23 protein-coding genes are annotated in these 25,593 nt (G+C 72.1%); 10 read left to right on the forward strand and 13 right to left on the reverse strand.

Going from position 1 to position 25,593, the window contains the following annotated elements; genetic code table 11:
• Positions 1-142: 142 nt before the first annotated feature.
• The 3 genes from ACX9MN_RS13575 to ACX9MN_RS13585 are packed head-to-tail and all read right to left on the reverse strand — an operon-like array spanning position 143 to position 1,845.
• On the reverse strand, positions 143-577 hold the full coding sequence (locus ACX9MN_RS13575; protein WP_020094160.1) for a lysozyme inhibitor LprI family protein: 435 nt from the start codon (positions 575-577) through the stop codon (positions 143-145).
• A gap of 42 nt (positions 578-619) precedes the next feature.
• Complete coding sequence (locus tag ACX9MN_RS13580) at positions 620-1,369, reverse strand: glycerophosphodiester phosphodiesterase family protein (protein WP_489724698.1); 750 nt, start codon at positions 1,367-1,369, stop codon at positions 620-622.
• A gap of 2 nt (positions 1,370-1,371) precedes the next feature.
• The gene (locus ACX9MN_RS13585; RefSeq protein ID WP_020094162.1) at positions 1,372-1,845 is read right to left on the reverse strand and encodes a RidA family protein; all 474 of its coding nucleotides are present in this window, start codon (positions 1,843-1,845) and stop codon (positions 1,372-1,374) included.
• Positions 1,846-2,172: 327 nt separating this feature from the next.
• Here ACX9MN_RS13585 and ACX9MN_RS13590 point away from each other — a divergent pair, with 327 nt between their 5' ends.
• The 4 genes from ACX9MN_RS13590 to ACX9MN_RS13605 all read left to right on the forward strand — a co-directional run bounded on the left by ACX9MN_RS13590 (position 2,173) and on the right by ACX9MN_RS13605 (position 7,256).
• Complete coding sequence (locus ACX9MN_RS13590) at positions 2,173-3,363, forward strand: aspartate aminotransferase family protein (protein ID WP_026605084.1); 1,191 nt, start codon at positions 2,173-2,175, stop codon at positions 3,361-3,363.
• Positions 3,364-3,531: 168 nt separating this feature from the next.
• A complete protein-coding gene (gene argF, locus ACX9MN_RS13595; protein ID WP_056533996.1) occupies positions 3,532-4,512 on the forward strand; it encodes an ornithine carbamoyltransferase in 981 nt (326 codons plus the stop codon).
• A 277-nt stretch (positions 4,513-4,789) separates the two neighbouring features.
• Positions 4,790-5,827, forward strand: coding sequence for an Hsp33 family molecular chaperone (locus ACX9MN_RS13600; protein WP_489724699.1), 1,038 nt, complete (start codon positions 4,790-4,792; stop codon positions 5,825-5,827).
• 169 nt (positions 5,828-5,996) lie between these two features.
• Entirely contained in the window at positions 5,997-7,256 is a 1,260-nt protein-coding gene (locus ACX9MN_RS13605) for a hypothetical protein (protein ID WP_489724700.1), read from the forward strand.
• 91 nt (positions 7,257-7,347) lie between these two features.
• Here the strand turns inward: ACX9MN_RS13605 and speG are convergent, their stop codons facing one another.
• From speG to apaG, 3 genes are read right to left on the reverse strand one after another with little or no spacing between them, the layout of a single operon-like run.
• Positions 7,348-7,917 (reverse strand): spermidine N1-acetyltransferase, encoded by a 570-nt coding sequence (speG, locus tag ACX9MN_RS13610; RefSeq protein WP_056533992.1) that lies wholly within the window; start codon positions 7,915-7,917, stop codon positions 7,348-7,350.
• Positions 7,914-9,083, reverse strand: coding sequence for an acetylornithine deacetylase (gene argE, locus ACX9MN_RS13615; protein ID WP_489724701.1), 1,170 nt, complete (start codon positions 9,081-9,083; stop codon positions 7,914-7,916). Before argE ends, speG begins: the two co-directional genes overlap by 4 nt.
• Positions 9,084-9,116: 33 nt before the next feature.
• Positions 9,117-9,509 carry a Co2+/Mg2+ efflux protein ApaG gene (gene apaG, locus ACX9MN_RS13620; RefSeq protein WP_012319280.1) on the reverse strand — a complete coding sequence of 131 codons (393 nt, stop codon included), beginning with the start codon at positions 9,507-9,509 and terminating at the stop codon, positions 9,117-9,119.
• Positions 9,510-9,765: 256 nt separating this feature from the next.
• Here apaG and ACX9MN_RS13625 point away from each other — a divergent pair, with 256 nt between their 5' ends.
• Both ACX9MN_RS13625 and ACX9MN_RS13630 read left to right on the forward strand, forming a co-directional pair.
• Entirely contained in the window at positions 9,766-10,890 is a 1,125-nt protein-coding gene (locus ACX9MN_RS13625; protein ID WP_447699656.1) for a 2'-deoxycytidine 5'-triphosphate deaminase, read from the forward strand.
• Between the two features lie 35 nt (positions 10,891-10,925).
• Positions 10,926-11,387, forward strand: a complete 462-nt coding sequence (locus ACX9MN_RS13630) for an Lrp/AsnC family transcriptional regulator (RefSeq protein ID WP_012319278.1) — start codon at positions 10,926-10,928, stop codon at positions 11,385-11,387.
• A 22-nt stretch (positions 11,388-11,409) separates the two neighbouring features.
• Here ACX9MN_RS13630 and ACX9MN_RS13635 read toward each other — a convergent pair whose 3' ends face one another.
• The 7 genes from ACX9MN_RS13635 to ACX9MN_RS13665 all read right to left on the reverse strand — a co-directional run bounded on the left by ACX9MN_RS13635 (position 11,410) and on the right by ACX9MN_RS13665 (position 21,643).
• Positions 11,410-11,931, reverse strand: coding sequence for a cysteine dioxygenase (locus ACX9MN_RS13635; RefSeq protein WP_020094171.1), 522 nt, complete (start codon positions 11,929-11,931; stop codon positions 11,410-11,412).
• 188 nt (positions 11,932-12,119) lie between these two features.
• On the reverse strand, positions 12,120-12,845 hold the full coding sequence (pgl, locus tag ACX9MN_RS13640) for a 6-phosphogluconolactonase (protein WP_489724702.1): 726 nt from the start codon (positions 12,843-12,845) through the stop codon (positions 12,120-12,122).
• A 55-nt stretch (positions 12,846-12,900) separates the two neighbouring features.
• A complete protein-coding gene (gnd, locus tag ACX9MN_RS13645) occupies positions 12,901-13,878 on the reverse strand; it encodes a phosphogluconate dehydrogenase (NAD(+)-dependent, decarboxylating) (RefSeq protein WP_091681135.1) in 978 nt (325 codons plus the stop codon).
• 162 nt (positions 13,879-14,040) lie between these two features.
• Positions 14,041-16,890 (reverse strand): bifunctional transaldolase/phosoglucose isomerase, encoded by a 2,850-nt coding sequence (locus tag ACX9MN_RS13650; protein ID WP_489724703.1) that lies wholly within the window; start codon positions 16,888-16,890, stop codon positions 14,041-14,043.
• An 83-nt stretch (positions 16,891-16,973) separates the two neighbouring features.
• Positions 16,974-19,049 carry a transketolase gene (tkt, locus tag ACX9MN_RS13655; RefSeq protein ID WP_091681140.1) on the reverse strand — a complete coding sequence of 692 codons (2,076 nt, stop codon included), beginning with the start codon at positions 19,047-19,049 and terminating at the stop codon, positions 16,974-16,976.
• Positions 19,046-20,935, reverse strand: a complete 1,890-nt coding sequence (locus tag ACX9MN_RS13660) for a glycoside hydrolase family 15 protein (protein WP_489724704.1) — start codon at positions 20,933-20,935, stop codon at positions 19,046-19,048. Before ACX9MN_RS13660 ends, tkt begins: the two co-directional genes overlap by 4 nt.
• 108 nt (positions 20,936-21,043) lie before the next feature.
• Entirely contained in the window at positions 21,044-21,643 is a 600-nt protein-coding gene (locus ACX9MN_RS13665; RefSeq protein WP_091681144.1) for a hypothetical protein, read from the reverse strand.
• Between the two features lie 221 nt (positions 21,644-21,864).
• Between ACX9MN_RS13665 and ACX9MN_RS13670 the strand changes: the two genes are divergently transcribed.
• The 4 genes from ACX9MN_RS13670 (at position 21,865) to ACX9MN_RS13685 (ending at position 25,585) form a co-directional block, all read left to right on the forward strand.
• Positions 21,865-22,452: an ANTAR domain-containing response regulator gene (locus ACX9MN_RS13670; RefSeq protein ID WP_026605088.1), complete on the forward strand. Its 588-nt coding sequence runs from the start codon at positions 21,865-21,867 to the stop codon at positions 22,450-22,452.
• Positions 22,449-23,447, forward strand: coding sequence for a CmpA/NrtA family ABC transporter substrate-binding protein (locus ACX9MN_RS13675; RefSeq protein ID WP_489724705.1), 999 nt, complete (start codon positions 22,449-22,451; stop codon positions 23,445-23,447). Before ACX9MN_RS13670 ends, ACX9MN_RS13675 begins: the two co-directional genes overlap by 4 nt.
• Before the next feature lie 127 nt (positions 23,448-23,574).
• Positions 23,575-23,754, forward strand: a complete 180-nt coding sequence (locus ACX9MN_RS13680) for a hypothetical protein (RefSeq protein ID WP_020094181.1) — start codon at positions 23,575-23,577, stop codon at positions 23,752-23,754.
• A 577-nt stretch (positions 23,755-24,331) separates the two neighbouring features.
• Positions 24,332-25,585: an NAD(P)/FAD-dependent oxidoreductase gene (locus tag ACX9MN_RS13685; protein WP_489724706.1), complete on the forward strand. Its 1,254-nt coding sequence runs from the start codon at positions 24,332-24,334 to the stop codon at positions 25,583-25,585.
• Positions 25,586-25,593 lie beyond the last annotated feature (8 nt).

Genomic DNA, 25,593 nt, shown 5'->3' on the forward strand with positions numbered 1-25,593 from the left:
GCGGGCGGATGCGCGCGGCGACCATGGCAGCGTTGTCAGACGGCCGCCGACGTCACCCGCCCCGCGCTTTCGCGCGGCCTCCAGGACGGCGCGCGGCGACGCGCGCGCGCTCCGAACCGGACGGCGCCGTCGCGGCCCGCGCTCACTCGCCGAGGCGGCCGACGCACGACACGTCGTCCGCCTTGCAGTCGAGGTAACCCTTCAGGACCTTGATCCGCGCGTCGGTCAGCCCCTTCAGGCAGCCGTTGTACTCCATCGCGTAGGCCGAGCCCCCGTCGAGGCCCATGGTCTCGAGGAAGCAGGTCGCGTCCCGGTACGACAGCCAGGCCTTCTGGGCGCCCCGCAGGGCGTCCTTCGTCTTCGGGCCGATCTTCTTCATCAGCTGCCCGTAGACGGCGTTCAGCGCCGTGTCGGCGGCCCGGTAATCGGCAGCCGCGCAGGCGTTGAGATCCGCCTGGGTCGTGCCCGCGCACGGGTCGGCCGCCGAAGCGGGCGCCGGGGAGAGCAGGGTGGCGGCGAGGGCGAGGCCCCCGCAGAGCCGCGCGAAGCGGGCGCGCGCGTCACTCGAAGCGGTCATGGCGATCTTGGTCGGACAGAATCGGACAGGGCGTAGGAAAATTTACGGGACGAAGCCCTCGAACACCATCTGGTCCGCGTGCGCGGCCGCGCGGGCGCGCTGCTCCGCATTCCGGACCGTCCAGGTCATGACGGGGATCTGACCGAGCAGCCGGCAGAGGTAGGTCGGCGCGCAGGGCAAGTCGTCCACCCGCCAGGACAGGAAGTCGGGCCGCGTGTCGGCGAGGTGCAGCAGGTCGGAGAGGGACCGGCGGAGCGAGGGGGTCAGGGCCGCGTAGACCGGGTCGTCCTGCGTCGTCTCCGCCACGATGCCCCGCGGGATCGCGGCGGGGCAGAGGCCGCGCAGGGCCGCGACCACCTGCGGGTCGAAGGATTTCAGCGCCACCGGCCCGTCATAGGCGGCGGCCACTTCGGCGGCGCGGGTCGCGAGCCGCAGGTCGCCGTCGTAGCGGGACTTCACCTCGATCACCACCGGCACCGCCCCGGCCACCGCCGCCAGGAAGGCCGGCAGCGTCGGGATCGTCTCCGCGGACCCGGCGACGGTGAGCGTCCCGAGTTCGGTGGCCGACCGGTCGGCCAGAGCCGCGCTCGCCCCGGTCAGGCGCCCGAGCGCGGCGTCGTGGAAGACCATCGCCTCGCCGTCGGCGCTGAGCTGGACGTCGCACTCGATGGCGAAGCCGCCCGCGACGGCCGCCCGGGCCGCCGCCAGCGTGTTCTCCGGCCGGCCCGCCGCGCGGTCGTGCAGGCCGCGATGGGCGATCGGCCGCGCGGTGAGCCAGTCGGGGGCGGCCACCGTCAGCGGACCTCGAACATCGCCTCGACCTCGACGGCGGCGTCGAGGGGCAGCTCGGCCACGCCGACGGTGGAGCGCGCGTGGCGCCCGCGGTCGGCGAGGAGCTCGACCATCAGGTCGGAGGCGCCGTTCATCACCCCGGCCACGGCCGAGAAGCCCGGCGCCGCGTTGATGAAGCCGCCGAGCCGCACGCACTGGACCACCGCGCGGTCGAGGTCGCCCACCGCGGCCTCGAGCTGGGCGAGCACGTTGAGGGCGCAGAGGCGCGCGGCCGCCTTGCCGGCCTCGGCCGAGACGTTGCCGCCGACCTTGCCCTTGTGCTCGGCGGCGATGGCGCCGTCCGCGCCGAAGCAGACCTGGCCGGAGATCACCACGAGGTTGCCGGCGCGCACGAACGGCACGTAGTTGGCGACCGGCGCCGCCGCCTTCGGCAGCGTCAGGCCCAGCGCCGCCAGGCGTTCCTTGATCGAGCTCATCGGGTTCTCCCAGGTTCCTGCGAATCCGCGGGAGCAGGAGCACGGCCGCCCCCCGCGGCGCAAGGGCCGCCGCCGCGAAGGCCGGGATCGCGGCCCCGCGATTCTCCGGTGATCCGGGACGGGACCGCCGCAGATTCGCCGTCAGGATCGGCTCTATCGGTGCCGCGCGCAGGGCTGCCCGCCGGGCCCGCCGGGCACTGAAACGTTGACAGGCGCCGGCTCTTTCATAGTAATCGCGCGCGTGCCGCCCAGGACTGAGGCGGCACTTTCATTTGGAGCCGGCTCAACGCTCGCTCCGGGATCCTGCGTGAAACGGAGATGGGACCCGTGACGTCAGCCCTTCTGCCGACCTACGTCCGCGCGCCGCTCGCTTTCGAGCGCGGCGAGGGCGCCTGGCTCGTGACGGAGGGTGGGGAGCGATATCTCGACTTCGGCGCCGGCATCGCGGTGAACGGCCTCGGCCACGCGCACCCGCACCTCGTCGGCGCGCTGACCGAGCAGGCGGGCAAGATCTGGCACACCTCGAACCTGTTCCAGATCCCGGGCGGCGAGCGCCTCGGGCAGCGCCTCGTCGACGCGACCTTCGCGGACGTGGTGTTCTTCTGCAACTCGGGCGCGGAGGCGAACGAGGCGGCGATCAAGATCGCCCGCAAGTACCACGCGGCCGGCGGGCAGCCGGAGCGCTACCGGATCGTCACCTTCGCGGGCGCCTTCCACGGGCGGACGCTGGCGACGCTCGCGGCCGGCGGCCAGCAGAAGTACATCGAGGGCTTCGGTCCGAAGGTCGAGGGCTTCGACCAGGTCCCGGCCGGCGACTGGGCGGCACTGGAGGCGGTGATCGGGCCGGAGACGGCGGCGCTGATGATCGAGCCGATCCAGGGCGAGGGCGGCGTGCGGGAGATCCCCCACGCGGACCTGCGCCGGCTGCGCGAGATCTGCGACGCCAACGGCCTCCTGCTGATCATGGACGAGGTCCAGACCGGCGTCGGCCGCACCGGGCGGCTGTTCGCGCACGAGTGGTCCGGCATCACCCCGGACATCATGAGCGTCGCCAAGGGCATCGGCGGCGGCTTCCCCCTGGGCGCCTGCCTCGCGACCCGCGAGGCCGCCCGCGGCATGACCGCCGGCACGCACGGCACCACCTTCGGCGGCAACCCGCTCGCCATGGCGGTGGGCAACGCCGTGCTGGACGTCGTGCTGGAGGAGGGCTTCCTCGCGCGCGTCGCCCGCTCCGGCCTGCTGCTCAAGCAGAAGCTCGCGGCCCTGCGCGACCGCCACCCGCACGTCATCCAGGAGATCCGCGGCGAGGGGCTGATGCTCGGCCTCAAGCTCGGCGTGCCGAACACCGACTTCGCCGCCGCCGCGCGGGACGCGCACCTGCTGGTGATCCCGGCGGGCGACAATATCGTCCGCCTGCTGCCGCCGCTGACCATCGGCGAGGCCGAGATCGACGAGGCGGTCCGCCGCCTGGACGCGGCGGCGTCCGGCTTCGAGGCCGTGCGCGGCGCGGCCGAGTAGGATCGATCCGCGCGATTGAGAACACCGCCCCCCGGACCCTGGAGGGCGGCCCGAAGCATTTCCGGGCGCGGTCGATCCCGCCGCGCGTGACGGAGATGCCCCTGCCAGGAGGTAGAGTGCGGTTCATGATCAGGTGATCGGTGAGCAGACTCTAGTGATTGTGACGCGATGAAAGCCCAGATTGACGGCCGGGCACAGGCCCCGGCCAGGCACCTGAACGGTGCCGGCCCTCGTCATTTCCTCGACCTCAAGGATTTCTCCGGTGCGGAGCTGCGCCGGGTCCTCGATGCCAGCGCCGCCATCAAGGCGCGCCGCCGCAAGGGCGAGCTGGCGGCCGAGCGCCCGCTCACCGGCAAGACCCTGGCCATGGTGTTCGACCGGCCCTCGACCCGCACCCGTGTCTCCTTCGACGTGGCGATGCGCGAGCTCGGCGGCGAGACCCTGATGCTCACCGGCTCCGAGATGCAGCTCGGCCGCGGCGAGACCATCGGCGACACCGCGCAGGTGCTCTCGCGCTTCGTCGACGCGATCATGATCCGCATCCTCGACCACGGTCAGATGCTGGAGCTGGCCGAGTACGCCACCGTCCCGGTGATCAACGCCCTGACCAAGGTCTCCCACCCGTGCCAGATCATGGCCGACGTGCTGACCTTCGAGGAGCATCGCGGGCCGATCCGCGGCCGCAAGGTCGCGTGGTCGGGCGACGCGAACAACGTGCTGGCGAGCTGGGTCCACGCCGCCGCCCGGTTCGACTTCACGCTCAACGTCGCGAGCCCGCCGGAGCTCGCGCCGCCGCCGGCGCTCCTCGCCTGGGCGCAGCAGGAGGGCGCCGACGTCCACGTCACCACCGACGCCTTCGCGGCCGTCGACGGCGTCGATGCCGTGGTCACCGATTGCTGGGTGTCCATGGGCGACGACGACGAGGCGCACCGCCACAACCTGCTCAGCCCCTATCAGGTCAACGACAAGCTGATGGCGGCGGCGAATCCGGGCGCGATCTTCATGCACTGCCTCCCGGCCCACCGCGGCGAAGAAGTGACGGCCGAGGTGATGGACGGCCCGCGCTCCGTGGTGTTCGACGAGGCCGAGAACCGCCTGCACGCGCAGAAGGGCATCCTGGCCTGGTGCCTCGGCGCCAGCGGGCTCTGATCCCGCTCTCATACTGTCCGGCCTCGCGCTCGCGGGTTCGGCGCACCATATAGGCGTGAGCGGGCGGCCCGTGCTGCCCGTCTCCCCATCACGGCCGCCGGAAGGCGGCATCCCGGCGACGAACGGAGCGCGCTGCGCCGCCGCTCCCGCTCCGGGCTGGACGGGGTGAGGGATCCGATCGCTCCGCCAAGGTCATCGCCTCACGCCGCCCGGCCCCCGGGAGGACGGATCCCCGCTTTGCCGGCACGCGCCGCCGGACGCATCGATCGGAGAGGGCATGACCTCAGGAACGCAGTCGCACCCCCAGTCGCCATCCCAGCCCCAGAATGCCGGCAACGGCCATGCCGGCACGGACGACGCCGTCCTGCCCTTCGCCGTCGAGGCGCTGGACGTCCGCGGCCGCGTCGTCCGGCTCGGCCCGGCCGTCGACACGATCCTGCGCCGCCACGGCTACCCGGACCCGGTGGCGCGCCTCCTCGGCGAGGCCGCGGCGCTGACGGTGCTGCTCGGCTCCTCCCTCAAGTTCGAGGGCCGGTTCCAGCTCCAGACCAAGACCGACGGTCCGGTCGCGATGATCGTGGTCGATTTCGAGGCCCCGGACCGGCTGCGCGCCACCGCGCGGTTCGAGCCGGAGCGGGTCGCGGCCCTCGGGACCGGCCCGCTCAAGGATGCCGAGCTGATCGGCACCGGGCATCTCGCCATGACCATCGACCAGGGCACCGCCGCGAGCCGCTACCAGGGCGTCGTCGCCCTCGAGGGCCAGAGCCTGGAGGAGGCCGCGCACCAGTATTTCCGCCAGTCGGAGCAGATCCCCACGCAGGTGCGCCTCGCCGTGGCCGAGGCCGTGGAGGAGGGGGCCGGGCGCTGGCGGGCCGGTGGCCTGCTCGTGCAGTTCCTGCCCCAGTCGGTGGACCGGGCGCGCCTCGCCGACCTGCCCCCGGGCGATATCCCGGAGGGGCACGCGCACCTCTCGGGGGAGGCGCCGGAGGACGATGCCTGGGTCGAGGCCCGCTCGCTGGTCGCGACCATCGAGGATCACGAGCTGGTCGACCCGAACGTGTCCAGCGAGCGGCTGCTCTACCGGCTGTTCCACGAGAGCGGGGTGCGGGTGTTCGACCGCCAGCCGGTTCAGGAGACCTGCCGCTGCTCGCGGGAGCGCGTGATGGGCATGATCCGCTCGTTCACGCCGCAGGAGCGGCACGAGATGGTGGCGGATGACGGGCGCATCGTCATCACCTGCGAGTTCTGCTCCCGGCGCTACGACCTCGATCCCCAGGAGGTCGAGGCCGAGATCGCCGGACAGCCCGGCCAGTAGAGCGCAGGACAGCGGGCCTGCGGACCAGCATGCCCGCGTCTACGGCCAAGCTTTTCCGCGCGAAACGCACGAAGATCGGTATTCGTTGCGTAAATTTTTGGGCCCTCCAGGCTGAACCGTTTCGCGACCTTTGACGTTGCGTCGCAGATTCAACATTGGAGGGTACGCCATGCGGAAATTATCGATCGGATTGGCCGCGCTGCTGATCAGCACCTCGGCCTACGCCCAGCAGGGTGGCGCCGATCGCGGCGCCGGGATGGGCGGTCGCGGCGGTCAGGGTGGCGCCGAGTCCGGCATGAAGGCCGGTGGCGGCGAGCGCGGCGGCATGCAGGGCGGCGCCCAGGGTGGCATGCAGGGTGACATGAAGGGCGGCCGCCAGGCGGCGTCCGAGCGCTCCGGTGCCGAGGCAGGCCGCTCCGCGCAGGGCCGCGAGGCCGGCGGCGAGGGCCGCACGGGCCAGGATCGCATGGCTCAGGACAAGGACCGGGCCGGCGCCGAGCGGGGCGACCGTCGCGGTGATCGCGCCGACCGCGACGAGCGCGGGGATCGCGACGGCGCGCGTGCCGATCGCGGTGACCGTCGCGGTGACCGCCGCGCCGACCGCGCCGATTTCCGGGGCCGGACCGACGTGAGCCGGACGGATGTCCGGTCCGAGCGGGTCGAGGGCGGCTTCCGCCGCGAGGGCCGCTACGTGTTCATCGGCGGTCGCCGGGTGGTCTTCGGCTCGCCGGAGTATCGCCGCCTGATCGTCACCGAGAACCGCGGCCCGCGCGCGCGCTACGTCGTGATCCGCGGCCAGCGCGTGCTCTACGGTTCGCCCGAGTACCGCCGCCTCGTCAGCGTCCGAGAGACCGGCCCGCGCGAGCGCTACGTCGTCATTCGCGGCCAGCGCGTGGTGTACGGCTCCCCCGAGTACCGCCGCCTCGTCTCCGTCCAGGAGGACCGCTTCGTGACGATCCGCGGCCAGCGGGTGCGCTACGGCTCCGCCGAGTACCGGCGCCTGAGCGGCGGCGGTGCGGTCAGCGCGAGCTTCCGCTCCGAGCAGCGCGCCGGCGCGCGCTTCGACAACCGCGGCGAGCGCGACGGCATCCGCAACGCGTCGCGGAACGAGGGCCGCAACGAAGGCCGGATGGACCGGAACGACCGCGGCCAGGATCGCGGGATGGACAAGGCCTCCCGTCAGCAGGAAGGCAAGAACGACGGCATGCGCAACAGCGACATGCGCGGCGGCCAGCAGGACGGCATCCGCAACGCGTCCGATCGTGGCGGCCAGCAGGGCGGCATGAAGTCCGGCGCCGAGGGCGGCCGGACGGGCGGCGCGGAGCGCGGCGGCATGAGCGGCGGCAGCGGGGGCGGCAACGGCGCCATGGGCGGCGCCCAGGGTGCCGGCCGGAGCGGCGGCCAGACGGGCGGTGCCGGCCGCAACTGAGCGGCGTGAGCGCGGGAGCGGGGCCGACGGGCTCCGCCCCCGCGTCGTTTCGAGCTCGTCCGTCGCCCGTCGGCGGCGGACGAGACCTGGTTCAGACCTTCAGGACGGGCTCGGCGATGTCGCCGCCTCCGCCGCGGGCCCTCAGGTAGTCCGGCTGGAACAGGCACATCCGCACGGCGTCGCGGTAGCGCCCGTTCACGAAGAACTCGTCCTTCAACACGCCCTCGGGGTGGAAGCCGCAGCGCTCGTAGATCCGCACGGCCCGGGCGTTATCCCGGTCGACGTGCAGGTAGAGCTTGTGGATGTTGAGCACGCTGAACGCGTAATCCATGGCGATCCGGGTGGCCTGCCACGCGTAGCCGCGGCCCTGGAAGCTCGGGTGGATCGCGATCTGGAACTCGCAGCGCCGGTGCAGGTGGTTGATCTCGACGAGCTCGATCAGCCCGGCCGGCTCCCCGCTCGGATCGGCCACGATGAAGCGCCGCTCGGTCTGGTTGTGGATGTTGCGCTCGTAGAGCTGCTGCAATTCGGCGAAGGACTCGTAGGCCTCCTCGAACCAGTAGCGCATGATGCTGTCGTTGTTGTTGAGCTGGTGGACGAAGCGCAGGTCCTCCCGCTCCAGCGGACGCAGCTTGATGGTGATACCGGTCACCGCATTCATGACGCACTGGCCTCGATCAGCTCGCGCAGGAAGTGCTCACCCTGGCCCAGGGCGTCGAGGGTGATGAACTCGTCGGGCTGGTGCGCCTGGGCGATGTCGCCGGGGCCGCAGACCACCGTCGGGAGACCGGCCGCCTGGAAGCGCCCGGCCTCGGTGGCGTAGGGGACCGCGACGGTGTGGTTGCGTCCGGCGAGGCGCAGGCAGAGGCGCTCGGCCGCCGAGCCCGGCTCCGGGGCGAGGCCGGGGATGTCGACCTCCTCCAGCGTCTCGATCCGCCCGAACGCGCCGTAGCGGTTGAGGCGCTCGCGGGTGACCCGCTCGACCTCGGCCGCGAAGAGCCGCGGGATCTCGGCCGGGTCGAGATCCGGCAGGCCGCGATACTCCCAGAGGAAGCGGCACTCCTTGGCGAGGATGTTGCGGGCGGTGCCACCCTGGATCGTCCCGACATGGACCGTGGTCGAGGCCGGGTCGAACCGCCCGGACGGGTCGCCGCGCTCGATCATCAGGTCGGCGATCCGGTTGAGGCCGGCGACGAGGTCGCAGGCGGCCGATACGGCGTTCGCGCCGAGGGCGGGGCGGGCGGAATGGGCCTCGTGGCCGTGGACCGTGGTGAGGCAGGTGACGATGCTCTTGTGGGCGTCCGCCACCTCCATCCCGGTGGGCTCGCCGACGATCACCGCGGCCGGCCGCGGCAGGCCGTCGCCGAACCGCGCGATCCCGTCCATCGAGCCGAGGCAGGTCGTCTCCTCGTCGTAGGAGAGCAGGATGTGGATCGGCCGCTTCAGGCCGGCGGCGAGCATGTCGGGCACGAGCGCCAGGGCCAGCGCGTCGAAGCCCTTCATGTCGACCGCGCCCCGTCCGTAGGCACGGCCGTCGGCGACGCGCAGGGTGAACGGGTCGCCGGTCCAGGCTTGGCCCACCACCGGCACCACGTCGGTGTGTCCGGACAGGACGGTGCCGCCGTCGACCATCGGGCCGACCGTGGCGAGGATCGCGGCCTTGTCGCCCGCCGCGTTCGGGAGGCGCAGGTACGGGACGTCCCAGCCGTCGAGATAGGCGCAGACGGCGTCGATCAGGGCGAGGTTGGACTTGTCGCTCTCCGTGTCGAAGGACACGAGGCGGGCGAGCATGTCGAGCGGGCTCAGCCGCTCGCCGGTCGCGGACATGGATTCCTCCGGGGCGAGGCCCCGGCCGGGACCTCAGTGCAGGCTGCGGCGGACGTGCGGGCTGTCGAGGGAGAAGGCGGGGATCTCGGCCTCGAAGCTCTCGCCGGCCACCGTCGCCATGGTGTAGCTGCCGGCCATCAACCCGTCGGGCGTGTTGAGCGGACAGCCGCTGGTGTAGCAGAAGGACTCGCCCGGCTCCAGCACTGGCTGCTTGCCGACCACACCGGTGCCGCGCACTTCCTGGCAGGCCCCGTGCCCGTCGATGATCCGCCAGTGGCGCGAGCGCAGCTGGACCTGCTCGCTGCCGTTGTTCACGATCTCGACCGTGTAGGCGAAGAAGTACCGGCTCTCGGTCGGCGAGGACTCCTCCTCGACGAAACGAGACTGGACCGTCACACTTATTCCCCGCGTCTCGGCCTTGTACATCGCCCTAATTGGCCCTTCTTCGGACGGTACGACTCGCTGAAGCCGAATGGAACGCGCTTCCCGGCCGGTGGTAGTGGGCGGCGGAATCGCCGTCAATTGCGGCGGACTACCTCGCGCGGCGCGGCGGGCCGCCGGTCGCGGCGCCGGCCTCGCGAGGCCTCCGGACGCGGTTAAGCCCGCGTTAGCGGGTCCCGGCGGACAACGCTGCTCGGCGTGACGCGGACCGGCCGGGGCGCGCGAGGGAGTCAGGGGCGCGATGAACGCGGGCGCAGCCACGGGAGCCGCCGAGTCGAGCGCGGACGGCCGATCCGGCATCCTGCCGGCCCAGGCGATCGCCGCCCTCGCGCGGGCGGGCGGCATCCGCAATGCGAGCCCCTTCGCGGCCGATCAGATCCAGCCCGCGAGCCTCGACCTGCGCCTGGGCGCCAGGGCCTACCGGGTGCGGACGAGCTTCCTGCCGGGCTCGGGGCGGACGGTCCAGGCCTGCGTCGACCGGCTGTCGCTGCACGCCGTGGACCTGCGCCCGGGCGCCGTTCTGGAGACGGGCTGCGTCTACATCGCGGAGCTCCAGGAGAGCCTCACCCTGCCGGCCGATCTCGCGGCGGCCGCGAACCCGAAGAGCTCGACCGGGCGCATCGACGTCTTCACCCGCGTGATCACCGACCGGGGCGAGGCCTTCGACCAGGTCGAGCCCGGCTACGACGGGCCGCTCTACGCGGAGATCTCGCCGCGCACCTTCCCGGTCCTCGTGCGCAGCGGCTCGCGGCTGTCGCAGATCCGCTTCCGCCGCGGGGCGCCGCGGCTGACCGAGGCCGAGCTCGGCCTGCTGCACGCCCGCTCGGCCCTAGTCGACGCCGGCAGCCCGTCCTTCCAGGGCGGCGTGGCGGTCTCGGTCGACCTCGCCGGCTTCGACGGCCTCGTCGGCTACCGGGCGAAGCGCCACACCGGCCTCGTCGACGTCGACGCCCCCGGTCGCCACCGGGCGGCGGATTTCTGGGAACCCCTCGCCGCCGACGGATCGGGCAGCCTGATCCTCGATCCCGGCCAGTTCTACATCCTGGCCTCCAAGGAGGCGGTGCAGGTCCCGCCGGACCACGCCGCCGAGATGGTGCCGTTCGATCCCCTCGTGGGCGAGTTCCGCGTCCACTACGCGGGCTTCTTCGACCCGGGCTTCGGCTATGCCGGGGCCGGCGGGGCGGGCGCGCGGGCCGTGCTGGAGGTCCGCTCCCGCGACGTGCCCTTCCTTCTGGAGGACGGGCAGATCGTCGGCCGCCTCGTCTACGAGCGGATGCTCGACCTGCCGGAGACGCTCTACGGGGCGGGGGCCGGCTCGAACTACCAGGCCCAGGGGCTCAAGCTCTCGAAGCACTTCGCCCTGTAGTCCGGCCCGGACGCGCCGACGGGAGCATCGATCGCATGGACGCCGTGGACCGGAAGATCCTCGATCTCCTCCAGCAGGACGCGACGCTCCCGGTGGCCGAACTCGCCGAGCAGGTCGGCATCAGCGCGGCGCCGTGCTGGCGGCGGGTGAAGAAGCTGGAGGCGTCCGGGGTGATCCGCCGCCGGGTCGCCCTGGTGGACCGCCGCAAGGTCAACGTCCCCACCACGGTGTTCGTGGCCGTGAAGGCACCGCGCCACGCCGCAGACTGGTCGGACGCGTTCCGGCGGGTGGTCGCCGGCTTCCCGGAGATCGTCGAGGCGTGGCGCCTGACCGGCGAGATCGACTACCTGCTGCGGATCGTGGTGCCCGATATCGAGGCCTACGACGCGGTCTACCAGCGCCTCATCGCCAAGCTCGACTTCTCGAACCTGTCCTCCTCCATCGCCATGGAGGAGATGAAGTACACGACTGCCGTCCCGACGATCTACGTGGCGTGACGCGGCCGCGCCGCGGCGGGGCTCAGCCCGCCGCCACCGCGTAGGTCCGGTGGATCGACGAGTCCTGCGCCCGGTGGTCGTAGCCGTAGACGTGGATCGAGACGGCCGCCTCCGGCCCGTCATTGGCGATCCGGTGCAGGTTCGGCCCCGTGGGCATCATGCAGGCGACGAAGCCGGGCATGCGGACGGCGTCCATGGTCGCCACCGCGTGGGTCTCGCTGATCGGACGGTACCACGTCTCCCGCAGGCTGCCGCGCAGCAGGCCGAAGCAGCACGAGCAGTGGTGGTCATGGACCGGCGTGACCGTGCCGGGCGCCCAGACCATCGCCCAGACGCTGATCGCCTCGGTGCCGAACAGGAGGTTCCGGCTCAGGCCGGGCCCCCGGCCGACCAGCCGCGACGGGTCGAGCAGATCCGGCTGGGCCAGCAGGCGCACCAGGGTCGCCCGGGCCGAGGCCAGATAGGCCTCCGGCGAGCGGCTCGCGGAGCGCGCGAGGTTCGCCAGCATCGCCTCGACGTCGGTCGGGGTGGTGGTCTGCGGCATCGGCAGGTCTCCTTCGGTGCCCTTTCACGAGGCTGCACGAAGGATACCCAGAGGCTGGCGATGACGGGTTGCGTTCTCGAACGTCATCACGTGCGACGTGGCAATGCCATTGCCCGGTGACGCCCGAGTAGGAAATGGTGTTGCGCGCGCCCGATCATTCCCGCGCGGCTGACGCCGGCGCGGCGGGTTCAGCCGGCCGCGGCCTCGTCGAGCAGCCACGCCACGGCGCCCGCGCTGGTTACGCGGCCGGCCGGCAGGGTCTCGCCGGCGGCCAGCCGGGCCAGCGGGGCCCGCTTGCCGGCCCCGGTGACGAGGAACAGCACGTGCCGGGAGGACGCGAGCGCCGGCAGCGTCAGGCTGATCCGCGGAACGAACGGCTCCAGGCCGGCCTCGGGCACGGCGACGACGAGCCGCCGGGTCTCGTCGACGGCGGGCTTGCCGGGAAACAGCGAGGCGGTGTGCCCGTCCTCGCCGAGGCCGAGGAGCACGAGGTCGAACAGCGGGCGGGCCGGATCGAGGTGCTCGGCCCCGTAGAAGTCGAGGAGCGTCCGCTCGTAGGCGCGGGCGCCCGCCTCCGGACCCTCGTCCGACGGGATGAAGTGGAGATGCGTCGGCGGGATCCGGGACCCGTGCCCGAACGCCTCCCGAACCATCCGGACATTGCTGCGCTGATCGTCCCACGGCACGGCGCGGTCATCGCCGAAGAACCAGTGGATCCGCTCCCACGGCACCCGGGCCGCGTAGTCCGGCCCGGCCAGCAGGCCGTACAGCACCTTGGGCGTCGAGCCGCCCGAGAGGCAGAGCGCGATCCGGTCGGACCGGCTCTCGCCGCAGGCCACGATGATCCGCTCGGCCGCCTCGCGGGCGACCGCCTCCGGATCCTTCAGGACGTGGGTTCCGACGGGAAGACTCATGGGTTCGGGCCCTGCGGCTTCGGGGGTCGGACAGGTCGGCCTGCGGGCGTCCCGCTCAGCCCTTCGGCTCCTGGTGGCCGCCGAAGCCCTTGCGCATCGCCGAGAGCAGCTTGTCGGCGTAGCTCGCGTGCTCGCGGGAGCGGAAGCGGCGGTAGAGGGCGGCGGAGAGCACCGTCGCCGGGACGCCCTCCTCGACGGCGGCGTTGATGGTCCAGCGGCCCTCGCCCGAATCCTCGACGTAGCCGGAGAAGTCGGTGAGCTGCTCGTCGCCCGCGAGTGCCTGGGCGGTCAGGTCGAGCAGCCAGGACGAGACGACGCTGCCGCGGCGCCAGACCTCGGCGATGTCGCCCATGTTGAGATCGAAGCGGCGCTCGGCCGGCAGGTCGGACGCGTTGGCGTGGCGGAGGATGTCGAAGCCCTCCGCGTAGGCCTGCATCAGGCCGTACTCGATGCCGTTATGGACCATCTTGACGAAGTGGCCGGCGCCGGTCGGGCCCGCGTGGATGTAGCCCTGCTCGGCGCGGGGGTCGCGCCCCTCGCGGTTCGGCGTCTTCGGGATGTCGCCGATGCCGGGCGCCAGGGTCTTGAAGATCGGGTCGAGGCGGTCGACGGCCTCCTTGTCGCCGCCGATCATCATGCAGTAGCCGCGCTCCAGGCCCCAGACGCCGCCCGAAGTGCCGACATCCACGTAGTGCAGGCCCTTCTCCTTCAGGGCGGCCCCGCGGCGGACATCGTCGCCGTAGAAGGAGTTGCCGCCGTCGATGACGCAGTCGTCCGCCTGCATCAGCCCCGAGAGCGCCTGGACGGTCTGCTCGGTGATCGCCCCGGCCGGCAGCATCACCCAGGCCGCGCGCGGCACCTCGAGCTTCGAGACCAGGTCCTCCAGGCTCGACGCGCCGACCGCGCCGGCCTCGACCAGGGCGGCGACGGCCGCCGGGTTCTGGTCGAACACCACGGCTGTGTGCCCGTCGCGCAGGAGACGCCGGACGATGTTGCCGCCCATCCGGCCGAGGCCGATCATGCCGAGTTGCATTGCTGCCCTTCCTTACCGATTGCCCCCGCGCGGCGAGGGTCAGGCCCCTACGGCTTCACCGACGTCACAGGCGATCCGCGAGCCTCGCCCGCTCGCGGGACGAGGTCTGCCGCGGCGGGCCGACGGCGGGCCGGGAAGCCCCCCGCCGCCGGTCCGGGGCGGCTAGACGACCGCCATCTTCAGCGCCGCCGCGACCCGCACGAGGCCGGCCTTCGTGTCGCCGCCCTTGAGGTGGACCCGCAGCGCCCGCCGGCCGCGCTCGGCGAGGACGGCGAAATCGCCCCGCGCCTGCGCCGCGACGACGGTGCTGAACCCGAGCTTCCGGCCCGGGATCGGCAGGTCCTCGGCAGCGTCCGACGTGATCTGCAGGAACACGCCGGTGTCCGGGCCGCCCTTGTAGGCCTGGCCGGTCGAGTGGAGGAACCGCGGCCCGAACTCCAGGCAGGTCGCGACCTTGCGGGCGTCGCGCACGGCGATCCGCGGCTCCTGCAGGATCGCGGCGGCCTCGGCGTCGCGCGGGACGTAGGCCAGGAGCCCCAGGTAATCGCCGTCCTTCAGGCGGCCGATCTGCGCCTTGATCGCGGCCTCGAGCCCCTCGGCGGCCGGCTTGAGGGCGTCGGCGTTCCGCGGATCAGCGTAGAGCGCGACCCAGTCGTCCTCGTAGAGCGGCGTCTCGGCGGGGAGGGCGCCCTTCGCCTCGGCCTCGGCGAACAGCTTCTTCGTCTCGACCTTGCTGGCCTCGACGTCGGGCTGGTCGAACGGGTTGATCCCGATCACCGCACCGGCCACCGCGGTCGCCATCTCCAGGCGGTAGAATTCCTGCGGCAGCTGCTCGATCGAGTCGAGGGTGATGCGGGCGATCGGGTGGCCGTCCCGCTCCAGGGCGCGCAGGGCCTCGTCCTGCGCGGCCTCGGCGTTGCCGTCGAGGCGCAGGTAGATGAAGAACCGGTCGTGGCCGTAGACGGCCGGGACGCCGACCGGCTCGCCGTCCACCGGCACGAGGCCCTTGCCCTGCTTGCCGGTCGATTCCGCGATCAGCTGCTCGGCCCAGGCGCCGAAGCTCGCGATCGCCGGCGAGGCGACGATCGTCACCTTGTCGCGCCCGGCGAGCGCCGCGGCGCCGATGGCCGTGCCGAGCAGGACGCCCGGGTTCACGGCCGGCGGCACGGCCGGGCCGCAGGAGCGGACCATGATGCGGGCGGTCTCGAGGAGCGCCTTCACGTCGAGGCCCATGGCGGCGGCCGGCACGAGGCCGAAGGCCGAGAGCACCGAGTAGCGCCCGCCGATCTGCTTCACGCCGTAGAAGATCTTTTTGAACTTATCGCTCTGCGCGGCGCGCTCCATGTCGGAGCCGGGATCGGTCACGGCCACGAAGTGGTCGCCGGCGCGGTCGCCCAGCACGTCCTTCGCGCGGGCCAGGAAGTAGTCGCGGAAGACGTTCGGCTCCAGGGTCGAGCCGGACTTGGACGCGACGATGAAGAGCGTCTTGCCGAGGTCGATGCTCGCCTCCAGGGCGCGCACCTGATCCGGGTGGGTCGAGTCGAGGATCTGGAGCTTCGGGAACCCCTCGCGCTGACCGTAGGTCAGGCTCAGGACCTCCGGGCCGAGGCTCGACCCGCCCATGCCCAGCACCACGGCGTCGGTGAAGCCCTGCGCCTTCACCCAGTCGGAGAAGGCGGCGTAGTCGGCGGCCTTCTCCAGCTCCTCCTCGACGATGTGCAGCCAGCCGAGCCAGTTCGCCTCGTCGTGGCCGGACCAGACCGCGGCGTCGCCCGCCCAGAGCCGGCGGATCGACCCGCTGGCGCGCCAGGATTCGACGGCCTTCTTGGCCTCGGCCGCCAGGGTGTCGTCCATGGCGAGGCTCTGCCCGTCCAGACGGTGCCCCAGCAGCGCGACGCGCTTGCCGGCGACGGCGCCCAGCAGGTTGTCGGCGGCGTCGATGAAGAGCTGCACGCCCTCCTTCACCAGCTGCTCGGCCACCGCCTCGATGTCGATCCCGGCCCGGGCGAGGCGGTTCATCATCGCCTCGGCGCCGGGCACGTCCTCCTCGATCGTGGCCCGCACCACGCCGTGGTCGCGGAACGCGTCCATGGTGGCCGGCGGCATCGTGTTGACGGTGTTCGGCCCGATCAGCTCCTCGACGTAGAGGACGTCGGAATAGGCCTTGTTCTTCACGCCCGTGGAGGCCCAGAGCAGCCGCTGCGCCTTGGCGCCCTTCTCGGCCAGCGCGGTCCACTTGGATTCGGCGAAGATCGTCTTGTAGCGCTGGTAGGCGAGCTTTGCGTTGGCGATCGCCACCTTGCCCTTCAGCTGCTCCAGGGCGAACTTCTCGTCCGGGTCGTTGGCCTGCGCGATCTTCTCGTCGAGGAGCTTGTCGACCAGGACGTCGATGCGGCTGATGAAGAAGCTCGCCACGCTGGCGATCCGCGAGACGTCGTGGCCGGCCTTCGCGCGCGCGTCGAGACCGTCGATGAAGGCGCGCGCCACGGCCTCGTAGGCCTCCTGCGAGAACAGCAGGGTGACGTTGATCGAGATGCCCTCGCTCGTCAGCTGCCGGATCGCCGGGATGCCCTGCGGGGTGGCCGGCACCTTGACCATCAGGTTGTCGCGCGACACCGCCTTGTGCAGGCGCCGCGCTTCCGCGAGGGTCTCCTCGGTGTCGAGGGCGAGGTAGGGCGAGACCTCCAGGCTGACGTAGCCGTCGGCACCGTCGCTCGCCTCGTAGACCGGGCGGAGCACGTCGGCGGCCGCCTGGATGTCGGCGATGGCGAGCCCCTCGTAGAGGTCGATGACGCGGCTGTCGCCGGTCGCCTGCACGGCCTTCAGGCTGTCGTCGTACTCGTCCGAGTGGCCGATCGCCTTCTCGAAGATCGACGGGTTGGAGGTGACGCCCCGCAGGCCGTCGCGCTCCACGAGCTGCTTCAGCTCGCCCTTCTCGATGAATCCGCGGGCCACGAAGTCGAGCCAGACCGCTTGATCCTGTTCGTCGTGCAGGGCCTTGAGCGCGTTCATGTCGGTTCCTCGCCTCGCGTACCGCGTACTCTCGCCCGAACGCACCCTCCCGCCCGGACCGGGCGGGAGAGCAGGCCCCCGGGCTACTTCCTGTGCTTGGCCACCTGCGCCTTCGCGGCGTCCAGGACCTTCTCGGGGGTAAAACCGAACTTGGTCTGGAGATCCTTGATCGGCGCCGAGGCGCCGAAGGTGTGCATGCCGATGATCGCGCCCTCGGAACCGGCGTAGCGGTCCCAGCCGATGACGCTGCCCTGCTCGACGGCCACCCGGGCCTTGACGGCGGGGGGCAGCACCGAGTCGCGGTAGGCCTCGTCCTGGCGCTCGAACAGGTCCCAGGACGGCATCGACACGACCCGGGCCTTCACCCCCTCGGCCTTCAGGGCCTCGTAGGCACCGACGCAGAGCTGCACCTCGGAGCCCGAGGCGAGCAGGATCACGTCGGGCGTGCCCTCGCTGTCGGCCAGCACGTAGCCGCCCTTGGCGGTGCCGGAGGCGGCCCCGTACTTCGCGCGGTCGAGGGTCGGCAGCGGCTGGCGCGAGAGGGCGAGAACCGCCGGCTGGTTCTTCAGCGTGAAGATCACCCGGTAGGCCTCGGCGACCTCGTTGGCGTCGGCCGGGCGCAGGGTCACGAGGCCCGGGATGCAGCGCAGCGACAGGAGCTGCTCCACCGGCTGGTGGGTCGGCCCGTCCTCGCCCACGCCGATCGAGTCGTGGGTGAAGATGTGGAAGACCGGCAGCTCCATGAGCGAGGCGAGCCGGATCGGCGGCCGCATGTAGTCGGCGAAGACCAGGAAGGTCGCGCCGTAGGCCCGCAGCCCGGAGAGGCCGAGCCCGTTCACGATCGAGCCCATGGCGTGCTCGCGGACGCCGAAATGCAGGTTGCGGCCGCCCGGCGAGAACGGGCCGAACGAGCCCGCGCCCTCGAAGGTCAGGTTCGACTTGTTGGACGGCGCCAGATCGGCCGAGCCGCCGAGCAGGAACGGCACGTGCTGGGCGATGGCGTTCAGCACCTTGCCGGAGGATTCGCGGGTGGCGAGGCCCTTGGCGTCCGGCTCGAAGACGGGGATGTCCTTGTCCCAGCCCTCCGGCAGGCGGCCTTCCAGGAAGGCGTTCAGGTCCTCGGCGTGGGCGGCGTCCGCCTCCTTCGCCTTGGCGAGCAGGCCCTGCCACGAATCGTAGAGGCCGGCGCCGCGCTTGCCGATGCCGTTGCGGAAGTTCTCCTGCACGCCGTCCGGCACGAGGAACTGCGCGTCCTCCGGCCATCCGTAGGCGCGCTTGGCGCCCTTCACCTCGTCCTCGCCGAGCGCGTCCGAGTGGGCCTTGGAGGTGCCCTGCTTCTTCGGGGCGCCGTAGCCGATCACCGACTTGACGATGATGAGCGTCGGGCGGTCGTTGGTGGCCAGGAAGGTCTCGATCGAGCCCGCCAGCGCGTGCACGTCGTTGGCGTCGGCGACGCGCAGCACCTGCCAGCCGTAGGCCAGGAAGCGGGTCGCGACCTCCTCGCCGAAGGCCAGCTCCGTGTGGCCCTCGATGGTGACGGTGTTGTCGTCGTAGATCCAGCAGAGGTTGGCGAGCCGCAGGTGGCCGGCGAGCGAGGCGGCCTCGGAGGCGACGCCCTCCATCAGGTCGCCGTCCGAGCAGACGGCGTAGACGTTGTAGTCGAACAGCGGCAGGTTCGGCCGGTTCAGGTGCTGGCCGAGGAAGCGGCTGCCCATGGCCATGCCGACCGAGTTGGCGACGCCCTGGCCGAGCGGGCCCGTCGTGGTCTCGACGCCGGTGGTGAAGTGGTATTCCGGGTGGCCCGGGGTCCGGCTGTCGAGCTGCCGGAACTTCTTGATGTCCTCCAGCGACACCGCCGGGGCATTGCCGCCGTCGCTCTCGGCGACGCCCGCGAGGTGCAGCAGCCCGTAGAGCAGCATCGAGGCGTGGCCGCAGGACAGCACGAACCGGTCGCGGTTCGGCCAGTGCGGGTGCGCCGGGTCGTAGCGCAGGTAGCGGTTCCACAGCGTGTAGGCGACCGGCGCCAGCGCCATGGGCGCGCCGGCATGGCCCGAATTGGCCTTCTGCACCGCGTCGATCGCGAGCGTCCGGATCGTGTTGATGCTGAGCGTATCGATCTCAGCGAGGGCCGCCTTGGCGGGAGTGTCAGCACCGCTCATGATGTCGCGTCTTCCAGTTCGCCTCGCGCGGTCCGCTTCGCGGCTTCGCGCTGCCGTAGGACGGCGGGAGGAGCTCCGTTGGCCTTACCACCCTGCCGATCCGCCGGCCCTTCGCCGCGCGTATAGCTGAGGAGCGTGTTGACGAGGGCGACGTGGGTGAACGCCTGAGGGAAGTTACCCACAAGACGCTTGGCTTGCACGTCGTATTCCTCGCTGACGAGGCCGAGATCGGTGCAGATGCCGATCAGGCGCTCGATCAGTGCCCCGGCCTCGTCGCGCCGCCCCAGGCCGATGAGGTTGTCCACGTACCAGAAGGTGCAGGGCAGGAAAGCCCCCTCGGAGCCGGTCAGCCCGTCGGTGGTCTGGCCCTCGGTCTCGTAGCGGAGGATGAAGCCGTCCCGCATCAGCCCCTTGCCGATCGCCTCCACGGTGCCGACCACCCGGGGATCGTGCTGCGGCAGGAAGCCGGTATGGGCGATGAGCAGGAGGCTCGCGTCCAGGGCCTTCGCGCCGTAGGACTGGACGAAGCTGTTGAGGGCGGGGTCGAAGCCCTTCTCGCAGACCTCGGCGTGGATCTCGTCCTTGACGGCGCGCCAGCGCTCGGCCTGCTCCTGCGTGGCGCCGTTCTCGTGCATCTCGTGCATGCGCAGGGCCCGGTCGAACGCCACCCAGGCCATGACCTTCGAGTGCGTGAAGTGGCGACGCCCGCCGCGCACCTCCCAGATCCCCTCGTCGGGCTCGCGCCACGCGGTCTCCAGGTGGTTCAGGATCGCGAGGCCGACCCGCAGGCCGTCCTTGCTCACCGGCAGGCCGCGGGCATGGGCCTGGTAGAGCGCGTCGAACAGCTCGCCGTAGACGTCGAGCTGGAACTGGCTGGCGGCGGCGTTGCCGATGCGGACGGGCCGCGAGTTCTCGTAGCCCGGCAGCCAGTCCAGCTCGATCTCGGGCAGCAGCCGCTCGCCCGCGATGCCGTAGAGGATGTGCGCCTGCTCGGGATTGCCCGCCACGGCCCGCAGCAGCCAGCCCAGCCAGTCGCGCGCCTCGTCGATGTAGCCGCCGTCCATCAGGGCGATCAGCGTCAGGGTCGAGTCGCGCAGCCAGCAGAACCGGTAATCCCAGTTCCGGATCCCGCCGAGCCCCTCCGGCAGGGAGGCCGTGGGCGCCGCCACGATGCCGCCGGTGGGCTCGTAGATCAGCGCCTTGAGGGTCAGCAGGGAGCGCTGGAGCATCCGGTCCCAGCCCGTGCCGCCGGCACAGCGCGACGACCATTCGCGCCAGTGCTGGTCGGTGGTCTCGAGGACCTTGCGCGGCTCGATCGGGGGCGGGTCGTCCTCGTGGGAGGGACCGTAGCTCAGGACGAACCGGTGCTTGTCACCGGCATGGACGGTGAACTCGGACACCGTCGTCTGCGCGTCCGATCCCTTGAGATGGACGTCGGTGCGCAGCACGACCTTGTGCGGGCCCGAGACGGCGCGCAGGTCGCCCAGCTCCGAGCGGGAGACCCAGGGCACGGCCGAGCCGTAATCGAACCGGACCGCCATCTCCATCCGCATGGCGACGCGCCCGTGCACGCCCTCGACGAGCCGCACCAGATGGGACCCGTCGCCGACCGGCATGAAATCCGTGACCAGGACCTCGCCCTGCCGCGTGGTGTGGCGGGTCTCCAGCACGAGGCTGCCCGGCCGGTAGGACCAGCGCGTCTCGACGTGCTCGGCCTCGGGGAAGATCTTCCAGAAGCCGTGCGCCTCGGTTCCCAGGAGGCTGGTGAACAGGGCGGCCGCGTCGAAGCGCGGCCAGCACAACCAGTCGACGCTGCCCTGACGGCTGATCAGCGCCGCGCTCCGGCAATCCCCGACGAGCGCGTAATCCTCGATGCGTGCAGCCATCCGGCCCCGGCCCCGGTCCGCGGCCGGCAGTCCGGGCCGTCCGCTGCGACGCACCTAGGACGTCCGGTCACGAGATCCAGAGGTCGGGGTGCCCGCTGCCCGACGCGGTCAGCGCAGGCAGTCGGCCACCGCCAGGGCCACCGTGCCCTGGACCACCCTCGCGCTGCTGCGCACGAGATTCGCCGCGTCGCCGACGGCCCGCGCGGCCGGAACCAGGGTCTCCACCACCGAGGCCGCGAAGGGCATGGCCTGCGACGGGAGCAGGGCGTCCTCGGCCTCATCGGCCGCCCCGCGGGCGGGCGCCATGGGATCGGTGTTGCTGCGGGGCGTCTCGGGGCAGCGCCGGCCGGGGCAGGCGCGCCGGCCCGCGGCCGCGACGTGGGCGTTCGCCCGTGCGGCCACGGCCGGACGGGCGGGCAGGGACCCCGTCCGCGCGATCACGGCGTCGAGCGGGTACTGCTCGGCGAACGCGATCACGGCGGGCGGGCGGCCCGGCGCCGCGACGGCGGCGATCGGCGCGAAATCCGTGGGTCCGGGCGCGGCGGACACGCCCGCTTCGACCCGGGCGCCGGGCTGTCCCGGCTTCGAGGTCGGGCAGTAGAGCGAGGCCACGCCCAGGATTGCCACGACGGCCAGCGTCGGCAGGAAGGGCATGGACACGCGGCCGTGGGCGGCGGCCGTCAGGGCGGGCTGATCTGGCCTGCGCATCCGAATCACCGATCTCCTTGACCGCCGCGAGGCCTGTACAGTGCGGCCAGCATTGCGGCGGAAGCTGGACCGTTTCTTTGCGCAGCGGTTACTGGTGCCGCAAGGTGGGATTCCGCGGAAACGGGCGCCGCGGGCCCAGCACGGGCACGGGCCTTGCTTAGCTCGCGGCGGCCCGCGCCGGGCCGGCCTCGAGAAGAAGACCCGCCCCGTACCGGGCCACGATGACTGAAACCAATCTCACCGTCGCCGTGATCGACCCGAGCCGCGCCCGCGCGGCCATCCTGGAAGAGGGCCTGCGCGCCGCCGGGATCGGGCGCGTGGTCGTGATTCCCGACACCGCCGACCTCATGGAGCGCGTTGCCGCGCTCAAGCCCGACGTGGTGGTGATCCATCTGGAGAGCCCGAGCCGGGACATCCTGGAGCAGATGTCGGGTGTCTCCCGGCAGGTCGAGCGGCCCGTGGCGATGTTCGTCGACCGCTCGGACTCGACCATGATGCAGGCCGCCGTCGATGCCGGGATCTCCGCCTACGTGGTGGACGGGCTGCGGGCGGAACGGATCAAGTCGATCCTCGACATCGCGATCCTGCGCTTCAACGCCTTCGCGCGCCTCCAGCGCGAGCTGACGGAGGCGCGGGGCGAACTCGCCGACCGCAAGCTGATCGAGCGGGCGAAGGGCATCCTGATGACCATGAAAGGTCTCTCCGAGGACGAGGCGTACAAGCAGCTGCGCCGCAAGGCCATGAACGAGAAGCGCAAGATCGCCGACATCGCCCGGGCGATCGTCACCACCGCGGACCTGCTCGGATGAGGCTCCAGCTCGGCTACGTTCCGCTCTGCGACGCGGCGCCCCTGATCGCGGCCCACGAACTCGGCTTCGCCCGGGCCGAGGGGCTCGACCTCGACCTCACCGCCGAGCCCTCGTGGGCGACGCTGCGCGACCGGCTGGCGCTGGGCCATCTCGACGGCGCGCACATGCTGGCGCCGCTGGCGCTGGCGAGCCGGCTCGCCCTGTCGGGGCCGCCCTCCGACCTGATCGTGCCGCTCCAGCTCAGCACCGACGGCAACGCCGTCACGCTGTCCAACACCCTCTGGGGCGCGATGGACCCGGCCAGCGAGGCCCTGGCGGATGTCGCCCGCGCCTTCGCGGGCGTGGCGGAGGCCCGGCACCGCGCCGGCACCCCGCTGAGCCTCGGCACGGTGCATCCCTTCTCGTGCCACAGCTACCAAGTGCGGCTGTTCGCCGAGGCCGGCGGCCTCGACGCGGCGGCGTTCCGCACCGTCGTGGTCCCGCCGCAGCACTGCGTGGAGGCGCTGGCGCGCGGTCTGGTCGACGGGTTCTGCGCGGGCGCGCCCTGGAACGACGTGGCGGTCGCGGCCGGCCACGGGCGTGTGGCGGTCCACGGCAGCGCCCTCGCGCCGAACGCGACCGAGAAGGTGCTGGCCGTCTCCGCGCGGCTCGACGGCGCGATCCTGCCGCTGGTGCGGGCGGTCGCCCGGGCCGGACGCTGGTGCGCGGATCCGGAGAACCGGACCGAACTGATCCATCGCCTCGCCCGCCGGACCTATCTCGACCTCGATCCCGCCCTGGTCGGCCGGGCCTTCGGCGATCCGGACCCGTCCGCCGGGCCCGGCACGCGCATCCGCTTCGGCGCGGCGGTCGAGGAGCCGCGCGCCGCGCAGGCCCGGTGGCTGCTGGAGCAGATGCGGGCGTCGCAGCAGGTGCCCGCGCAGTTCGACATCGCGGCGGCGATCGCGACCGTCTACAGGGCGGATCTGTACCGGGCGGCGATGGCGGATCTCTGACGACGGCGACACTTCGCGCGGTTCGTCACCGGCCCGCGGAATCGCGGCGAACAGCGGCGGAACGCGGGGCACGCTCGCCCGTTGTGCTTGAGCCATGCCCGGATGCCGCAAACTCGAAACTGGATCGTTGATCTCGCATCCGCGCGGGCGGGTCGAGCTTCGACGCTACGTCACGCGGGGCGGCCGCGTGCCCCGCGCCTGCAACGACAACCGTCGGGCGGGATCGCACCACGCCTGGTACTGGGTCCTGGCCGCCGGCGCGATGCCGACGCTGGGGCTCCTGGCGATGCTGTCGACACTCCTTTAATGGACGCGACGTCGATGAGGGCGCGTTCCAGGCGCCGGCATTGCACGTCTGCGACTCTATACCTCGAGAATCGGTCCGACTCGCGGCGTTATAGTCGCGCGAACTGACGTGATACGTTCATCATAATCCGAAGCTGCGCGTTGCCGGTCAGCCCATCGGGGCCGACGCGGCGATCGCGTGCGCGCGGTAGCCCCCGTCGACGCGCCTCCGGAAATTTCTCGACCCTCCTGTCGCTGCCGGAAAGCGCGGTCCGCCCGTGATCGCTTTTGCGACGGGTCGCACAGTTTTTGTGCAGTGCCGAAGCCGCCGCCTCGACGGCCGAAACGTCCCGGCCGCCCCACCGATCCTGCGGGTCCGCGCGGCGCTCGCGGGCCGCGCGGCGTCTGGCACGGAACCTGCAAACCTCCCCCCCGTCCGTCAACGGCGACGGACAGCGCCGTCAGCGAGGCCGCTGATCCGGTTCTCCCTGGGGCTGAAGCCTGCCGGGAGACGACCGGCAGCGGCTTTTTCGTGGGCGGTCCGCCAACGACCCTGCACTCGAGGTTCCAGACGCGATCGAGCGATGGCGACATCCCCCATGGACACACGCGGACACGACGCGGGCGCCGGGAACGGCCCGCCGCGCGAGAGGCTGGTCGTCGTCGGCAACGGCATGGCCTCGCTGCGCTTCCTGGAGCGGCTGACCGAGGCCGCGCCCGGCCGCTACGACATCACCTGCATCGGGGCCGAGCCCACGGCCGCCTACAACCGGGTCCTGCTCTCCTCGCTGCTCGGCGGCGAGGTCGACGAGGCGGCCTGCGCCTTCCGGGGCCTCGACTGGTACGCGGATCACGGCATCCGCCTGATCACCGGCGCGCCGGCGACGCGGATCGACCGGGAGAACGGGCTCGTCATCGTGGGCGAGACCCACGTCCTGCCCTTCGACAGGCTGGTCCTCGCGGTCGGCTCCCTGCCGATCCGCCTGCCCAAGCCCGGCATGGACCTCCCGGGCGTCATCACCTTCCGCGACCTCGCCGACGTGGCGGCGATCCGCCGTGCCGCCGTGCAGCACGCGAAGGCGATCGTCATCGGCGGCGGCCTCCTGGGCCTCGAGGCGGCGGTCGGGCTCGCGCGCCTCGGCGTCGAGACCACGCTGCTCCACGTCATGGACCGGCTGATGGAGCGCCAGCTCGATCACCACGCCGCCGGGCTGGTGAAGCGCGCCATGGAGGCGCGGGGCGTGCGCGTCATCCTCAAGGCCGACACCGCCCGGATCGAGGGCGCGTCCCGGGTCGAGCGCCTCGTGCTGGCGGACGGCACCGCGCTCCCGGCCGACCTCGTGGTGATGTCGGTGGGCGTGCGCCCCTCGGTGGCGCTGGCGCAGGAAGCCGGGCTGGCGACCGGCCGGGGCATCACGGTCGACGACCGGATGACCACCTCGGACCCGCGGATCTTCGCGCTGGGCGAGTGCGCCGAGCACCGCGGCCAGATCTACGGTTTGGTCGAGCCCGCCTACGAGCACGCCGACACGCTCGCCCGCCACCTCTCGGGCGAGCCGGCCGAGTACCGGGGCACGGCCCTGTCCACGAGCCTGAAGGTTTCGGGCCTGCCGGTCTTCTCGGCCGGGATCGTGGACACGCCCGACGACGCGGAGGCGATCGTGCTCTCCGACCCCGGCGCCGGCCTCTACCGCAAGCTGCTGGTGCGCGGCGGCCGGCTGATCGGCGCGGTATTCGTCGGCGACATCGCCGAGCAGGGCGCCTGCAAGGGGCTGATCCGCTCCGGCGACCCGATCGAGAACGTGGACGACTTGATGTTCGGGCGCCCCGCGCCCGAGCCCCTAGCTGCTTGAGGAGGCGC

Source organism: Methylobacterium sp. 1A (genome assembly GCF_058072805.1).

What these genes read in the sequence shown, in the direction of transcription:
- ACX9MN_RS13660 (WP_489724704.1), bottom strand. Translation starts at nt 20,935, where the DNA reads ATGGCTGCACGCATCGAGGATTACGCGCTCGTCGGGGATTGCCGGAGC.
- ACX9MN_RS13675 (WP_489724705.1), top strand. Translation starts at nt 22,449, where the DNA reads ATGAGGCTCCAGCTCGGCTACGTTCCGCTCTGCGACGCGGCGCCCCTG.
- ACX9MN_RS13625 (WP_447699656.1), top strand. Translation starts at nt 9,766, where the DNA reads ATGAACGCGGGCGCAGCCACGGGAGCCGCCGAGTCGAGCGCGGACGGC.
- argE (WP_489724701.1), bottom strand. Translation starts at nt 9,083, where the DNA reads ATGTCCGCGACCGGCGAGCGGCTGAGCCCGCTCGACATGCTCGCCCGC.
- ACX9MN_RS13630 (WP_012319278.1), top strand. Translation starts at nt 10,926, where the DNA reads ATGGACGCCGTGGACCGGAAGATCCTCGATCTCCTCCAGCAGGACGCG.
- speG (WP_056533992.1), bottom strand. Translation starts at nt 7,917, where the DNA reads ATGAATGCGGTGACCGGTATCACCATCAAGCTGCGTCCGCTGGAGCGG.
- ACX9MN_RS13575 (WP_020094160.1), bottom strand. Translation starts at nt 577, where the DNA reads ATGACCGCTTCGAGTGACGCGCGCGCCCGCTTCGCGCGGCTCTGCGGG.
- tkt (WP_091681140.1), bottom strand. Translation starts at nt 19,049, where the DNA reads ATGAGCGGTGCTGACACTCCCGCCAAGGCGGCCCTCGCTGAGATCGAT.
- argF (WP_056533996.1), top strand. Translation starts at nt 3,532, where the DNA reads ATGAAAGCCCAGATTGACGGCCGGGCACAGGCCCCGGCCAGGCACCTG.
- ACX9MN_RS13670 (WP_026605088.1), top strand. Translation starts at nt 21,865, where the DNA reads ATGACTGAAACCAATCTCACCGTCGCCGTGATCGACCCGAGCCGCGCC.
- gnd (WP_091681135.1), bottom strand. Translation starts at nt 13,878, where the DNA reads ATGCAACTCGGCATGATCGGCCTCGGCCGGATGGGCGGCAACATCGTC.
- ACX9MN_RS13600 (WP_489724699.1), top strand. Translation starts at nt 4,790, where the DNA reads ATGACCTCAGGAACGCAGTCGCACCCCCAGTCGCCATCCCAGCCCCAG.
- ACX9MN_RS13585 (WP_020094162.1), bottom strand. Translation starts at nt 1,845, where the DNA reads ATGAGCTCGATCAAGGAACGCCTGGCGGCGCTGGGCCTGACGCTGCCG.
- ACX9MN_RS13650 (WP_489724703.1), bottom strand. Translation starts at nt 16,890, where the DNA reads ATGAACGCGCTCAAGGCCCTGCACGACGAACAGGATCAAGCGGTCTGG.
- apaG (WP_012319280.1), bottom strand. Translation starts at nt 9,509, where the DNA reads ATGTACAAGGCCGAGACGCGGGGAATAAGTGTGACGGTCCAGTCTCGT.
- ACX9MN_RS13635 (WP_020094171.1), bottom strand. Translation starts at nt 11,931, where the DNA reads ATGCCGCAGACCACCACCCCGACCGACGTCGAGGCGATGCTGGCGAAC.
- ACX9MN_RS13665 (WP_091681144.1), bottom strand. Translation starts at nt 21,643, where the DNA reads ATGCGCAGGCCAGATCAGCCCGCCCTGACGGCCGCCGCCCACGGCCGC.
- ACX9MN_RS13685 (WP_489724706.1), top strand. Translation starts at nt 24,332, where the DNA reads ATGGACACACGCGGACACGACGCGGGCGCCGGGAACGGCCCGCCGCGC.
- pgl (WP_489724702.1), bottom strand. Translation starts at nt 12,845, where the DNA reads ATGAGTCTTCCCGTCGGAACCCACGTCCTGAAGGATCCGGAGGCGGTC.
- ACX9MN_RS13605 (WP_489724700.1), top strand. Translation starts at nt 5,997, where the DNA reads ATGCGGAAATTATCGATCGGATTGGCCGCGCTGCTGATCAGCACCTCG.